Genomic DNA, 14457 nt, shown 5'->3' with positions numbered 1-14457 from the left:
AAGATATTGACAAATAAGCATATAAGAATTGCTATGCTATTGTGAGTGAATAAGCACAATAGCATGAAATACAAAAACATTCAAAAAGAAATACCCATCTGATTAAACCCGTAGATATGAATATTGGTTGAAATGGAACTTGTTAGAAAAGGCAAAACAGGACTTGCTGACAAAGTATTTCTGACACGGTGGCGGAAGCCTCTCAGGCTTACCTCCATGACACCTTGTGTCAAGGGGAAGAAATGCTTTGTCGGCTGGCGAGCCTGCGAGCCTTGACTGTGCCCCCGTTATCTAACAGGGGGGCACTATTTCACAAAAGACAAGTCAAAAACCATACAACCCCAAACCTGTGAGTAGTAATGAGAAGTTTTAAGAAGATAGTAATTTCACATTCTTTTGAATAGTGGTTTACAGGTATTTCAAGGCTGTTGTGGGATTGGAGGAATACAATGAACAATTTAGAATTTGCACTTGAAATGAAGAACAAACGTCTTGCAAGCGGTCTTTCACAAGGAGAACTTGCAAGTCTTACCCATGTATCAAGATATAGTATCAACCGCTTTGAGAACGGAAAAGCCAACGCAAGTAAAGAAACACAGAACATTATCCTGCGTTGTCTGAATTACTATGTCTGTGATAAGCCTTTTTATCTGCTCGTTGATTATCTGTCTGTCCGTTTTCCAACGACTGACGCATTAGAAGTTATCCGAAAGGTGCTTGGCATGAAAGCGGACTATTTTATCCATTATGACTATGGGTATTATGGCTATAAGGAGCATTATGCCTACGGGGAAATCAAGGTCATGGCTTCTGATGATGAACACATGGGTGTATTTTTAGAATTAAAAGGGGCAGGCTCACGCAACATGGAATATGTCTTACAGGCACAGAACAGGGATTGGTATTCATTTTTAAACCGCTGTCTTGACTGTGGCGGTGTTATCCGACGTTTTGACTTGGCAATCAATGATATGTGCGGTCTGCTGGATATTCCCGTTTTGTCTGAAAAATACAAAAATGGCGGTGCGGATTGTCGCTGTAAAAACTATGAAAATGTACAAGGTGGAAAACTAAGTGGAAAAAACCGTAATTTAGCAAGTACCCTTTATATCGGCTCAAAGGCAAGCACAAAATATTTCTGCCTGTATGAAAAACAAAAGGAACAGGCAACCAAAAAGAAACATACGGATATTATCAACCGTTTTGAAATTCGTCTGCGTGATAAAAAGGCAGTACAGGCAGTTGAGGAATTGTTATTGACATATAACCCTCATGGGTTGGTGTTTTACCTTATTACTGATTTTGTGCAATTTCCCGATTATCCGCTGTGGGAGATATTCATTTCCCATGACAGTTTACCTTTTGAAATGAACCCCGTACCTGTCAATATGGAACGCACTCTGCAATGGCTGGAAAGACAGGTCATGCCGTCAATCGTGATGATAGAGGAAATCGACAGGCTGACAGGCTCAAACTACATGAAAATGATTGATGAATGTACCAACCTTTCCGAAAAACAGGAAATGCTTGTAGAACAGATGTGTACGGATATAGCAGATGTAATCGAAAGTGAGGGGGTGTTTTATGAGTAATGCACAGGATATTCCCGTATGGGAAAAATATACCCTTACCATTGAAGAAGCGTCAAAGTATTTCCGTATCGGAGAAAACAAGTTAAGACGCTTAGCAGAGGAAAACAAGGACGCTGGCTGGCTCATTATGAATGGCAACCGCATACAGATTAAACGCCGACAGTTTGAACAGGTTATTGACAAATTGGACACGACAAACGCATGAATGAATAAATTATGAACACCCTGTCCGGATTTTTTGATATAATCAAAGAAAAAAGGATGGGGTGTTCCTATGAAAGAGATTTTAGACTATGCAGGTACGGTGATGGACATAAGACAGGAGAAGAAAGTTTTGCATAAGATGGCGGATATTATCCTGCTTGTATTTTTTGCTACGCTTGCAAATGCAGATGATTGGGTAGAGATTGAGATGTTTGGAAAAGAACATGAAGATTTTTTGCAAAATTATCTGGAACTTCCAAATGGAATCCCTTCCCATGATACACTCCAAAGAGTTTTTGCAATGGTGCCCACTGAATTTCTGGAAAGTTTTCAGCAAAAGTGGAATGAAATGTTAAGCAGCGATGAGGGGGAGAAAGTAAAGCGCCTGCTTGCGATTGACGGAAAAACCCAGAGAGGGAACGGAAATAAGAACCAGAGACCGAATCATATTGTCAGTGCTGTAGATGAAAGAGGCTTTTGCCTGGGACAGAAACGAGTAGAAGAAAAAACAAATGAGATCAAAGCAATCCCAGAACTGTTGGACCATCTGAATATAAAAGGGACAATCATAACAACAGATGCCATGGGAACCCAGGTGGCTATTGTAAAGAAAATCCGCCAAAAGCGTGCGGATTATGTTCTGGCATTAAAGGCAAACCAGGGGAGTCTTCTGGAAGATGTGAGGGAATATTTTGCAGATAAAGAACTTCGTGAGAAATGCGCTTATAAAAACCGGATAGAAAAGGCCAGGGGGAACCTTGAGAAACGGGAATACTGGCAGACAGAAGACATCAGCTGGTTAAGCCGGAAGAAAGAATGGGCAGGATTAAAAAGCATTATCATGACTCGTAATACAATAGCAGGGACAGATGGCAGTACAACAGTAGAAGAAAGATATTTCATAAGCAGCCTGTCGACCAATATAGAAGAAGCAGAGCGAGCTGTGCGTGGTCATTGGATGATAGAAAGCTATCATTGGCATTTAGATGTAACCTTTCGAGAAGATGGGAATCACACATTAGAAAAGCAGGCATCCTATAATCTGAACATTATAAGAAAACTGGCTTTGAATATGTTAAAAATTTTAGAGGTAGGAAGCCGTCCGTTAAGCATGAAAAAGAAACGGTATGTGATTGGAACAAATCCAGAAAAGCATTTAGAGAAGATTATGTCTTTATAATTTTTGAATTTAGTATATGGTGTGGTTGAGGAGCACATTCATGCGTTTGGCTTGACAAATTGGACGCAATCTAATGCAAATGAGCCTTGTATGTGTTATGATGAACACAAGTCATATCAAGGCTCTTTCCAACAAGGAAAGGAGCAGACACCATGAAAGAAAAAAGACGGGATAGTAAAGGACGTATCCTGCATACTGGAGAGAGCCAACGAACAGACGGGAAATACTTATATAAATATGTAGACGCATTTGGAAACACAAAATATGTGTATGCTTGGAGATTGACACCCACAGACCCGACACCAAAGGAAAAACGGGAAAAACCCTCACTTCGTGAACTGGAACAGCAGATAAGACGGGATATTGAGGACGGTATCGACAGCACAGGCAAGAAAATGACACTTTGCCAACTTTATGCCAAACAGAACGCACAGAGAGCAAATGTGAAGAAAAGTACACAGAAACAACGGGAACAACTCATGCGGTTATTGAAAGAGGACAAGTTGGGTGCTAGGAGCATTGATACGATAAAACCCTCTGACGCTAAGGAATGGGCGTTACGCATGAAAGATAAAGGCTTTTCCTATAACACCATTAACAACCATAAACGCTCGTTAAAAGCGTCATTCTATATCGCCATACAAGACGATTGTGTAAGGAAGAACCCTTTTGATTTTAAGTTAAGTGAAGTCCTAGAAAATGATACCAAAGAGAAAGTCGCATTGACAGAGGAACAGGAACAAGCCTTACTCTCATTTATCAAGACAGACAATGTGTATCACAAGCATTATGATGATGTGCTGATACTGTTAAAGACTGGACTTCGTATCTCGGAACTGTGCGGACTGACAGTAGCTGATATTGATTTCAAGAATGAAGTTGTAATTATCGACCACCAGTTACTAAAGAGCAAGGAACAGGGCTATTATATTGAAACGCCTAAGACGAAAAGCGGAATAAGACAAGTGCCATTAAGTAGAGAAACAATACAGGCATTTCAACGGGTTATGAAGAAACGCCCAAAGGCAGAACCATTTGTGATAGACGGACAGAGCAATTTCTTATTTGTCAATCATAAAGGCAAGCCCAAAGTTGCGATTGATTACAACGCCTTATTTGTCCGTATGGTAAAGAAATATAACAAGCACCACAAGGACAATCCCTTGCCACATATCACACCGCATACGCTACGCCATACATTCTGCACAAGACTGGCAAGCAAGAACATGAACCCAAAAGATTTACAGTATATCATGGGACATTCAAACATTAATATCACAATGAACTGGTACGCTCATGCGTCCATAGATACCGCAAAATCAGAGGTTCAGCGTCTAATCGCATAGAAGTATTTACCACGATTTTAACCACGCTTGATAGCGAAAATATAAGAAGATAGACCTAGATATGTGAGGTTTACCACAAAAGCAAAATGCCCGTAGAGCCTATAAAATAAGGCTTTGCGGACATTTAAGGAGATATAAAAAGATAGTCAAAAAGACATATATAATTTTTGTATGTTTTCAGTTACTCAACACAAAATAAATCAAGTGTCTATATAATATAAAGATTGTAAAAAAATTGACAAAAGCAGGGAAAAAACTGTTGACAAAGCACAAAAATAGTCATACTATTTCCATATAAATACTGCATAGTGCACAATGCAAAAGACAAGGAGGGCTTCAATGAGGAGAAAAGTTGTAGCAGGGATGTTGACATTTGCAATGTTTGGAATGTCACTAAGTAGTTTTTCGCCGACACAGGTATGTGCGGCAGATGATTTGGGAAAAGTAGAAGTGCATGTATCTGCAAAAGAAGGAGGATATGATCAGACACTTCCTGATCTGCAGTTTGAGAAAGCAGATACAGCACAGAGTAGCGGATATGTAAAAGTATATCCGGACGAAAAAAGACAGACGTTTCTTGGTGTGGGAGGGGCGATGACGGAGTCGGCGGCCTATAATCTGCAGAAGTTAAGCAAGGAACAGCAAGAAGAGGTATATGAAGCATATTTTGGAGAGAGTGGTGCGAAGTATTCTGTTTTGCGTTCGACGATTGGCTCAGCCGATTTTTCGACCAGATCTTACAGTTATAATGACACGGAAGAACCGGATCCAGACCTTAAGAATTTCAGTATAGAAAAGGATTGGGATTACATTATTCCGGCAATTCAAAAAGCACAGTCATACAGACCGGACATCAAATTCTTTGCAGCACCTTGGGCGCCGCCGGCATGGATGAAAAACAGTGGAGTCAGAAGAGGGCAGACGGGGACAGCAGGACTTAATTTTGTTGATAACTCTGTGAAACCGGAATATTATAAGAGTTACGCCAATTATCTTGTGAAGTACATTCAGGAATATGAAAAAGTAGGAATTGATGTATATTCGTTGTCTATGCAGAATGAAGCGCAGAACAATCCGAAATGGGAGGCGGCTACCTGGTCTACCGATGCGGTGATTGATTTTGTTGGAAATTATCTTGGACCGGCGCTTGAGGAGAATCAATTAGATCCACAGCTTTTGATTTGGGATTGGGACAAAGGCAATGACCCGATGCACCATGACGGATTTGTTGATTTCAATACAAAGGTATTGAGTGATGCGAATGCAAGAAAGTATATTGATGGAATTGCTTTTCACTGGTATGCAGGGGATTTGTGGCATGAGATGCAGGGCGTTCCAATGTGGTCGGAAGATTTTTATAGTTTGGACGAAGTGAAAGCGAAGTTCCCGGATATTCATCTTTATGCAACAGAGGGATGTCAGGAGAAGGGACCTTGGTTTGGAAGTTATGATCCTGCGGATCGCTATATTTATGATATTTTAAATGATTTTGAACATGGAACGGAAGCATGGATTGACTGGAACCTTGTTCTTGACAGAGATGGAGGTCCTACACAGGGGGTTGTGAACCAGTGTCATGCACCGATCATGCTGGATGAGAACAACAATGTTTGCTATCAGCCATCTTACTATATTCTGAAGCAGATCAGCCGTACTGTACAGCCTGGAACAGTCAGCATCAAGAGTGCGACAGACATGGATATTGTCAAGACAGCAGTGTTGGATGAGGAAGGTATGATTTCGGTAATGCTTGGAAATGTTACGGACGAGGAGAAGACAGTTACGGTTGTAGATGCAGATAGAAGTGTAGATGTGACATTAAAGCCGCATTCACTGACAACAGTGAAATACGATAGTAACTATCAGCCGGATGACAGTATAGACAGTTCACTTCCAGATGTGTTGGTAAAACCAATTGCAGCAGAGGCAAGCAGTTACGAAAAAAATCCAATCTATAATTATCAGGCGGAGTCTGCTATTGATGATAGCATGAGAACGAGATGGGCAAGCGATTGGACAAATCAGGAGTATATAACATTTGAACTTTCATCGAGGGCAACGGTTTCCGGAATACAGTTGAAGTTTGAAAATGGATATGACGCACTGTATGATATTCAGGTATCGGATGATGGAAAGAATTTTAAGACAGTCAAAACGGTGATGATAGAAGAGATGAATGCACCGGAGGTTACTGTGAAGTTTGATCCTGTGAAAGCAAGATATGTCAGATTCCAAGGAATTCAACGTAATAATAGGTATGGATATTCGATTTATGATGCAAATATTTTAGTAAAACAGTAATGTTGTTATAATATTTCAGTACAAAGAAACACCTGAACTACAGTGACTTGTAATTCAGGTGTTTTCTCTTATATTATCTCATAAACTCATTTATGACATGCAGCACCCCATCTTCATCATTGGATTTCGTAATATAATCTGCTGTCTTTTTCAAGATAGGCTGTGCGTTTTCCATCGCAACGCCAAGACCTGCGTATTCAATCATAGTGAGGTCATTAAATCCGTCGCCACAGCAGATCATCTGATCAGCGGACATCCCAAGATAGTTCAGAAGTTTCTGGAGGGAGTGTGCCTTGTCAATATTTTGAGGCATCACTTCCAGGAAAAATGGCTCTGAGCGGTAAATGTTCAAGAGACTGTGGAATTTCTCTTTTAACAGCGTCTCAATTTTTTCTGTGAGTGCAGCTTCTCCGGTAATCAAAAATTTGTTGACCGGGAAGGTAACCGCTTCAGGGAAGTTCTCAACCCGCACGATTGGCATGTTGTTGATCTTGGATTCCAGCTCAGTATATTGATTCGGCTTGATACCTGAGAGTATTTCATGCTCTGTATAGGTGAGCAGATCCACATCGTATTGGCTTGCAATCTCATAGACGGCAGAAGTAACCTCAGACGGAAGTATTTTGTTGTAAATCGCCTCTCCTGTGGAGCAGTTGATGATTTTCCCGCCATTGAATGAGAGAATATAGCTTCCGTAGTCGCCGAGGTGAAGCTCCTTGGCAAGCGATACCACGCCGGGTGTAGGTCTGCCGGAGGCAAGAACTACCTTTTTCCCATTCTGCTGAATTTCGATAAGAGCCTCTCGTGTGGGAGGGGTAATTTTCTTTTCGGAGTTGGTCAGTGTTCCGTCCAAATCCAGTACAAGTATATCATAGGTCATGGTTTTGCCCTTTCTGTGTTCCGTGTATTATTTAAGCGTAAGCTCCTGAAGGCGTGTCACAATTTCAGGAAATTCCATTCCGTGTGAGGCTTTCACAAGGATCGTGTCGTCTTTGTGTAACAGTTCGTTCATCTTTGTAAAAAAGTCTGCTTTTGTATCAAAATGAACTACTTGATTTCCGGCGGAGAGTTCCTCTGCTCCGGCTGCGGTTGCTTTTGATAGTTCACCGATACAGATGACAAGATCGATCCCTTTTTCGGATGCATGTACACCGACTTGGCGGTGGAGCTCTTTTTCATCCTCGCCAAGCTCAAACATATCTCCGAGAATGGCAACTTTGCGGGTCTCGGCTCCGGAGAGCACGTCGATGGACGCCTTTGTGGACACCGGATTGGCATTGTAGCAGTCATCGATGATAAGAAGAGAATCCGTAAGAATCATATTGTTTCGTCCGGATACCGGAGTCAGACTTTCGATTCCTTTTTTGATCTCTTCAGCGGTAAGCCCGAGTTCACGTCCAACCAAAGCGCCAGCCAGCGCGTTGTACACCATATGGTTTCCCGGAATCGGAATCATTGTGTCGATGCAGTTATCCCCAAGGTGAAGTGTACAAGACACCCCTTTTAGGGAGTGTGTGTGGATATTATCGGCAAAAGCGTCAAGCTCTGTGGATAACCCAAAGAACATTGGCGTTTGTCCTTTTACATCTGTGACTGTGATCAGTTTGTCATCATCGCCGTTTAAGATGATCTTGGCGTCAGGCTGCATAAAGTCGAACATCTCTGTTTTTGCTTTCAAAATGCCGTCTCGGTCGATGAGATTTTCCAGATGGCAGAGTCCGATATTGGTGATGACGCAGATATCCGGGCGAGCCATTTTCGCAAGGCGGTGCATCTCACCGAAATGGTTGATACCCATCTCAAGCACTGCAATCTCGTGTTCATCTCGAATATTGAAGATTGTCAGCGGAAGCCCGATTTCGTTGTTAAAGTTTCCAGCCGTTTTAAGAACATGATATTTTTGCTCCAAAACCGAGGCGATCATCTCTTTTGTACTTGTCTTTCCGACACTTCCGGTGATACCGACCACTTTGATGTCAAGTGCCTTGCGGTAATGTTCTGCAATATCTTTGAGCGCCTGCTCACAGGAGTCAACAAGAATGTATGGGTGAGATACATTCTCTAAGACCACTTCGGAAAGTGTGCAGAGTGCACCTTTTTCCATCACCTGTGGGATAAAAGAGTGTCCGTCTACTCGTGCGCCTTTTATTGGAATAAACAACCAGTCTTTTTCGATTTTTCGGCTGTCGATGGCAACACCGGCCACTTCGATATGTGATACTGCTTCGCCCCCAAAATATTGTCCGTGGCATGCAGCAGTAATTTCCTGTAAAGACATATGTTTCATCGTCTGTTCCTCCGTCTATGCGTTGTAACGCGCGAGTGATTTTTGGATGATCAGTTCACAGAGGTCTCCGTATGTGATTCCGGCAGCGCGTGCCTCTTTCGGAAGAAGGCTGGCAGCGGTCATACCAGGGAGGCTGTTTACTTCGAGACAGTAAATGTCGTTGTTCTCATCTAATAAAAAGTCAGCGCGTGAGTAAATATCTAATTTCAGTGCTTTGAAAGCGAGCTCTGCAGCTCTTTGCATTCTTTCTGTCACTTCTTCATCGATATTTGCAGGACAGATTTCTTCTGTGCATCCATCCTGATATTTGTTGGCGTAATCAAAGAATCCGGTTTTTGGTATGATCTCAATTACCGGAAGCGCTTTTCCGTCGATGATGCCGACTGCGAATTCACGTCCTTTGATGTAAGGCTCGATTACAATCTCGTCCTCATAGCGGAAGGAATTCTCAACCGCTTCTTTGTATGCGTCCATCGTATCGACGATATATACGCCGATGCTGGAACCACCGGAACACGGTTTTACAACGACCGGAAGAGTAAGACCAAGATCAGAAAGAGCTGTATCTTTTCGGTCTTTTGTGAGATTGGTTCCAAGCGGTGTCGGAACGCCTGCCATCGTGAAAATCTGTTTTGTAACCCCTTTGTCCATGGCAAGCGCACTTCCGAGATAGTTTGGACCGGTGTATTTAATTCCGAGAATATCAAATGTTGCCTGTAATTTTCCATTTTCTCCGACATCACCATGAAGCCCCATAAATACAATATCTGCAAGGCGGCAGATATCGATGACATTCGGTCCCAAAAAGCAGTCGGACTGGTCTTCACGGGACGCTTTGATTGCCGCAAGATCCGGTTCTGTTGTTTTGATTCCGTCTGCAATCTCCAAGCCTGCGTTTGGAAGAGTGAATACTTCTTCTAATTTGTCGGAATCATATGGAAATCCTAAAAATACATCTAATAAAAAAGCCTGATGCCCGTTTTCTCTCAAAGTTCTGCAGATGCCGGCTCCGGAAGTGAGTGAAACGTCACGTTCTGTGCTGAGCCCTCCTGCCAATACTACAATTTTCATACTGTTTATACTCCTTTATCATCGTCTAATCGGCAATACTCATCTGGTTCAGTAATGCCTGTTTTTCATCATATAATTTGCGGGACAGATCCACATATACTTTGTGTGGATTGAAGAGACGTTTTGTCTCGTCCCAAAGTGTTTTCTTTTCTTCTGCACAGTAGGCAGCAATCTCCATGACAGACGGAGAATCATATACACATGCGCCGTTAATAAATACCGGTTTTAAAATCTCACGCATAGTGTAAGAGCCGCCGGCAAATTTTGTCTTTTTCCAGGTGGCTGTCGGATCAAATAACAATAGATCTTCATCTGTGTCATAAGTCTCGTCTGCAAAGCAGATCAAATCTGCACGCATCTTTCCGGTCGCCTTGTCATAGATACGGTAAACGGTCTTATTGCCAGGGTTTGTAATCTTTTCTGTGTTCTCAGAAAGTTTAATCTTGGAATGAAATTTTCCATCTTCTTTTTGGATTGCAGCAAGTTTGTATACCCCTCCGAAGGAAGGACAGTCTTTGGACGTAATCAGATTTGTTCCGACTCCCCATGAGGTGATAGCTGCACCCTGGATCTTTAAGTCGTGGATCAAATATTCGTCAAGATCGTTGGAAGCGGAGATAAATGCATCTTCAAATCCGGCTTCGTCTAACATCTTACGTGCCTTTTTAGAAAGATATGCAAGGTCACCGCTGTCGAGGCGGATTCCGTAGTTGTGAAGTTCAATTCCGGATTCACGCATCTCGGTGAACACTTTGATCGCATTTGGCACACCGGATTTTAAGGTGTCGTATGTGTCAACCAACAGACAGCATGCGTCAGGATATAATTTTGCGTATGTCTTAAATGCAGTGTATTCATCTGCAAAACTCATAATCCAGCTGTGTGCATGAGTCCCTTTTACCGGGACGTCAAACATCTGTCCGGCAAGAACATTGGATGTGCCGATACATCCGCCGATCATAGCGGCCCTTGCACCGTAGAGTCCCGCGTCAGGACCTTGCGCCCGCCGCAGACCGAATTCCATCACACCGTCTCCTGCAGCAGCAAAGACAACTCTGGCTGTCTTTGTCGCAATGAGAGACTGATGGTTGATGATATTTAAGATGGCTGTCTCCACAAGCTGTGCTTCCATGATCGGTGCGACAACTTTCAAGAGCGGCTCTTTTGGAAAGACAACAGTTCCTTCCGGAATTGCATAGATATCGCCGCTAAAGTGAAAACCACTCAGATAATGAAGAAAATCTTCGCTGAACATGTTCAGATTTCGAAGATAATCGACGTCATCGTATGAGAAGTTCAAGTCTTTAATATAGTCAATTACCTGTTCCAGACCGGCTGCAATAGAATAGCCAGAACCACAAGGATTCGAACGGAAAAAGACATCGAATACAACGGTCTCATTTTCCTGACGCTCAAAGTAGCCTTGCATCATTGTAAGCTCGTACAAATCTGTTAACAGGGTAAGATTTCTGCTGTTCATCTTGTTTGCTCCTTTATTTTCTGCATACATGCATTTCTTTTTGTACACCTGATTTTTAGGATATACTTATTTTATTATATCACTAGCGTATGACAATGTAAAAAGAAAATTTATGATATGAGCCATAAGATCTGACAGAACAGAAAAACGCAGCCTATGATAGCAAGGCTGCATTTTTTTGAATGGTCTCTTGGATGATATTCTGACAGTAAGCACCGAGATGCTTCTGTGTCTCTTTATCCAGTTCTTTTGGATAGATTGGTTCCCCATATTCAATGACCACGTGTGTTTTCTTGATACGTGGAAACTGGTTTTCAAAGATGGCTGCGGTATTGTTCATACTGATTGGAACAATCGGGCATCCGGTCTTCGTGGAGATTTTTAAGGCGCCGTCCTTAAACGGCAGCATACTTAATTCTTCGCCCTTGTTTCGCGTGCCCTCCGGGAAGATGCAGATTGAGATTCCTTTTTTTACATACTCAATTGCCTGAAGAATCGTCTTCAATCCTTCCTTTGGATTTTCACGGTTCAAAAACAGGCAGTAAAGATATCGCATCCAGGTTGAGAGGAGCGGAATCTTTTCCATAGAGTCTTTTGCTACATAACCGGTCAGACGTTTGCAGCGGGAGTATGTCAGCAGAATATCGAAAAAACTTCTGTGATTTCCGATAAAAAGAACGGGTTCATCAGGAACATTCTCTTCCCCGATCACCGTCACTTTCACACCGGTAATCTTTAAAATTATTTTGAATCCCCATTGCACAATCCGAAGTGAGCTGTAATCTCTTGCATTTCGGTTACATTTTCCGATTAGCCACTCTATGAAAAAGACCGGAATGGACAAAATCAGATAAGTAATCAGAAAAATTACTACAAAAATAAAACGTATCATAAAATCTAAGTTCCCTTCTATTAATTATCGTCCATATAGACGAGTCACAGAACAAAGCGCTTCGGCGAGACTGTCCGACAACGCCTCTTTTTGGTAACGCCATGCCCAATTTCCATCTGCCACACCCGGACAGTTCATACGACCCTCTTTTCCAACGCCGAGAACATCTTGTAATGGAAAGACCGCATAAGCTGCAATCGAGCCAAGGCAGGTGCGGATAAAGTCAAAATGGATACTGCTTGCGTCCGTGTTCATATAGCGGCGGACTTTGTCTCTGGAATATTCGCTTGCAGTCTGATACCAGCCTGCGCTGGTGTCGTTGTCGTGTGTCCCTGTATAGCACACACAGTTTGTTGTAGTGAACTGATGAGGAAGAAATGTACTTTCCTCAGTCGATTCGAAGGCAAACTGTAGGACTTTCATACCAGGAAAATGGAATTGATCACGGAGTTTTTCGACTTCAGGTGTGATGACACCAAGATCTTCGGCAATGATCGGAAGATTTTTTCCAAGCGCCTTTTCTATGGCGAGGAAGAGATCTTCTTTCGGGCCGTGCTTCCAGGTACCGTTGATTGCGGTCTCCTCTCCGAAGGGAACTGCCCAATAAGCTTCAAACCCACGGAAATGATCGATTCTTAAGTAATCTAAAAGATCCAGTTGGTTGCGGATTCTGGAAATCCACCATTTGTAGCCCTCTTTTTTATGGGCATCCCAGTTGTAGAGCGGATTGCCCCAAAGCTGTCCGGTTGTCGAAAAATAATCCGGCGGGACACCGGCGACTGAAGTCGGATAACCTTTTGAATCCAGTTGGAACAAATGTTGATTTGCCCAGGCATCGGCGCTGTCCAAAGAGACAAAAATTGGGATGTCGCCGATGATCTGTATATCCTTTTCGTTTGCATATTTTTTTAGTGCATACCATTCTTTAAAAAATAGAAATTGAACAAAGTAATGGTATTGTATCTCGTTAGAAAGCTGCTTTTTCAGTTCTTTCTTCAGACTGTCGGTCGGTCTGCGGTATGCTTCTTCCCAGGAAAGCCAGTCCTTTCCGTCATGCATTGCTTTGCAAGCCATGAAAAGTGCATAGTCATCAAGCCAAAACTGGTTGGCATTATAAAACGCATCGTATTCTTCCAATAACATCTTGTCGGAGGTATGGAGAAAACGTGAAAATGCAGATGCTAAAATCTTGAATTTCCAAGGGATGATCGTCCCATAGTCAACATGGTGTCCGTCTCCGCGCGGGCAGTCGGAAAGTTCTGCTTCCTCTAAGAGTCCGAGTTCTTTTAAATGTGCAGGACTGATCAGCAACGGCTGTCCTGCAAATGCTGAAAAGCTTTGATACGGCGAATCCCCAAAACCGGTCGGCGTAAGTGGGAGGATCTGCCATAGGTGTTGTCCTGATTTTTCAAGAAAATCCACAAAATCATAGGCATCCTGTCCCAAATCTCCGATTCCATATGGAGATGGGCAAGATGTGGGATGAAGCAAAATCCCGGACAGACGATGTGGCTTTTCATAAGTCACTTCAGCAGTTTCAAAATTCATAGTGATGTCCCCTTTTTTATTGATTCCTGTTTTTCTCATTATACTAAAGTGCAGAAATAAAGGCAATATTTTTGAAAAAAACAGTCATTTTTGAAGACGTTCAGGTGTATGTATATAGGGAGAAGATAGACGAGGGATGCATGTGAGAAAATTAGCATCAGTTATGTTATGTGTCTGCCTGCTTATGTTATGTCAGGGCTGTTCTGTAAAGAAGATGAATACGGAAAAAATCAGAGATGTAGAGATCACTGTACTGGAAGAAGAAAAAATTCCGGAGGAGTTTCTGACACAGATTGAAGAAAAAAAGTCCGGACCGTTTAAGATTACGTATGCGGACAAAGATGCACTCTATATTGCACGGGGGTATGGAGAACAGAAGACGAGCGGTTACAGCATTGAGGTGAAAGAATGTTATGAGACAGAGAATGCCATTTATATACATACGAATCTGATCGGACCGTCAAAGGAAGAAAAAATTGTGGAGGCAAAGACATTTCCGTATGTGGCAGTGAAAATGCAATTTATCGACAAAAATGTGGTGTTTGAGTAAAGGAGA

13 protein-coding genes are annotated in these 14457 nt (G+C 42.3%); 7 read left to right on the top strand and 6 right to left on the bottom strand.

Features of this window, described 5'->3' with window-relative positions; all coding sequences use genetic code 11:
• Nucleotides 1–449: 449 nt before the first annotated feature.
• The 6 genes from BQ5364_RS14255 (at nt 450) to BQ5364_RS14235 (ending at nt 6623) form a co-directional block, all read left to right on the top strand.
• Complete coding sequence (locus BQ5364_RS14255; protein WP_021361841.1) at nt 450–1592, top strand: XRE family transcriptional regulator; 1143 nt, start codon at nt 450–452, stop codon at nt 1590–1592.
• The gene (locus BQ5364_RS14250) at nt 1585–1797 is read left to right on the top strand and encodes an excisionase (protein ID WP_071144498.1); all 213 of its coding nucleotides are present in this window, start codon (nt 1585–1587) and stop codon (nt 1795–1797) included. The genes BQ5364_RS14255 and BQ5364_RS14250 overlap by 8 nt, the downstream gene beginning before the upstream one ends.
• Before the next feature lie 69 nt (nt 1798–1866).
• Nucleotides 1867–2976, top strand: coding sequence for an ISAs1 family transposase (locus BQ5364_RS14245; RefSeq protein WP_071143769.1), 1110 nt, complete (start codon nt 1867–1869; stop codon nt 2974–2976).
• A gap of 3 nt (nt 2977–2979) precedes the next feature.
• Entirely contained in the window at nt 2980–3132 is a 153-nt protein-coding gene (locus BQ5364_RS17975) for a hypothetical protein (RefSeq protein WP_159431694.1), read from the top strand.
• Nucleotides 3129–4322, top strand: a complete 1194-nt coding sequence (locus tag BQ5364_RS14240; protein ID WP_071144497.1) for a site-specific integrase — start codon at nt 3129–3131, stop codon at nt 4320–4322. Before BQ5364_RS17975 ends, BQ5364_RS14240 begins: the two co-directional genes overlap by 4 nt.
• A gap of 339 nt (nt 4323–4661) precedes the next feature.
• Entirely contained in the window at nt 4662–6623 is a 1962-nt protein-coding gene (locus tag BQ5364_RS14235; RefSeq protein WP_044987534.1) for a discoidin domain-containing protein, read from the top strand.
• A 73-nt stretch (nt 6624–6696) separates the two neighbouring features.
• Here the strand turns inward: BQ5364_RS14235 and BQ5364_RS14230 are convergent, their stop codons facing one another.
• From BQ5364_RS14230 to malQ, 6 genes are all read right to left on the bottom strand, one after another.
• Nucleotides 6697–7503, bottom strand: coding sequence for a Cof-type HAD-IIB family hydrolase (locus tag BQ5364_RS14230; protein ID WP_022250235.1), 807 nt, complete (start codon nt 7501–7503; stop codon nt 6697–6699).
• Nucleotides 7504–7530: 27 nt separating this feature from the next.
• Nucleotides 7531–8910 carry a UDP-N-acetylmuramoyl-tripeptide--D-alanyl-D-alanine ligase gene (locus tag BQ5364_RS14225; RefSeq protein ID WP_004613423.1) on the bottom strand — a complete coding sequence of 460 codons (1380 nt, stop codon included), beginning with the start codon at nt 8908–8910 and terminating at the stop codon, nt 7531–7533.
• Between the two features lie 15 nt (nt 8911–8925).
• The gene (locus tag BQ5364_RS14220; RefSeq protein WP_004613424.1) at nt 8926–9981 is read right to left on the bottom strand and encodes a D-alanine--D-alanine ligase family protein; all 1056 of its coding nucleotides are present in this window, start codon (nt 9979–9981) and stop codon (nt 8926–8928) included.
• A gap of 25 nt (nt 9982–10006) precedes the next feature.
• Complete coding sequence (locus BQ5364_RS14215; protein WP_044987573.1) at nt 10007–11461, bottom strand: nicotinate phosphoribosyltransferase; 1455 nt, start codon at nt 11459–11461, stop codon at nt 10007–10009.
• Between the two features lie 154 nt (nt 11462–11615).
• Entirely contained in the window at nt 11616–12353 is a 738-nt protein-coding gene (locus BQ5364_RS14210) for a lysophospholipid acyltransferase family protein (protein ID WP_004613426.1), read from the bottom strand.
• A 24-nt stretch (nt 12354–12377) separates the two neighbouring features.
• Nucleotides 12378–13901 (bottom strand): 4-alpha-glucanotransferase, encoded by a 1524-nt coding sequence (malQ, locus tag BQ5364_RS14205; protein ID WP_022250232.1) that lies wholly within the window; start codon nt 13899–13901, stop codon nt 12378–12380.
• Between the two features lie 142 nt (nt 13902–14043).
• On the opposite strand from malQ, the gene BQ5364_RS14200 reads away from it, so the two are divergent.
• Nucleotides 14044–14451 (top strand): protease complex subunit PrcB family protein, encoded by a 408-nt coding sequence (locus tag BQ5364_RS14200; RefSeq protein ID WP_022250231.1) that lies wholly within the window; start codon nt 14044–14046, stop codon nt 14449–14451.
• Nucleotides 14452–14457 lie beyond the last annotated feature (6 nt).

It is taken from the genome of Coprococcus phoceensis (assembly GCF_900104635.1).
In the GTDB taxonomy this organism is placed as follows: domain Bacteria; phylum Bacillota; class Clostridia; order Lachnospirales; family Lachnospiraceae; genus Faecalimonas; species Faecalimonas phoceensis.
This window is presented reverse-complemented; position numbering and strand designations above follow the sequence as displayed.

Excerpts from the sequence above, each read along its gene's own strand:
- BQ5364_RS14215 (WP_044987573.1), bottom strand. The coding sequence starts at position 11,461 with ATGAACAGCAGAAATCTTACCCTGTTAACAGATTTGTACGAGCTTACA.
- BQ5364_RS14210 (WP_004613426.1), bottom strand. The coding sequence starts at position 12,353 with ATGATACGTTTTATTTTTGTAGTAATTTTTCTGATTACTTATCTGATT.
- BQ5364_RS14220 (WP_004613424.1), bottom strand. The coding sequence starts at position 9,981 with ATGAAAATTGTAGTATTGGCAGGAGGGCTCAGCACAGAACGTGACGTT.
- malQ (WP_022250232.1), bottom strand. The coding sequence starts at position 13,901 with ATGAATTTTGAAACTGCTGAAGTGACTTATGAAAAGCCACATCGTCTG.
- BQ5364_RS14230 (WP_022250235.1), bottom strand. The coding sequence starts at position 7,503 with ATGACCTATGATATACTTGTACTGGATTTGGACGGAACACTGACCAAC.
- BQ5364_RS14250 (WP_071144498.1), top strand. The coding sequence starts at position 1,585 with ATGAGTAATGCACAGGATATTCCCGTATGGGAAAAATATACCCTTACC.
- BQ5364_RS14225 (WP_004613423.1), bottom strand. The coding sequence starts at position 8,910 with ATGAAACATATGTCTTTACAGGAAATTACTGCTGCATGCCACGGACAA.
- BQ5364_RS14245 (WP_071143769.1), top strand. The coding sequence starts at position 1,867 with ATGAAAGAGATTTTAGACTATGCAGGTACGGTGATGGACATAAGACAG.
- BQ5364_RS14235 (WP_044987534.1), top strand. The coding sequence starts at position 4,662 with ATGAGGAGAAAAGTTGTAGCAGGGATGTTGACATTTGCAATGTTTGGA.
- BQ5364_RS14255 (WP_021361841.1), top strand. The coding sequence starts at position 450 with ATGAACAATTTAGAATTTGCACTTGAAATGAAGAACAAACGTCTTGCA.
- BQ5364_RS14240 (WP_071144497.1), top strand. The coding sequence starts at position 3,129 with ATGAAAGAAAAAAGACGGGATAGTAAAGGACGTATCCTGCATACTGGA.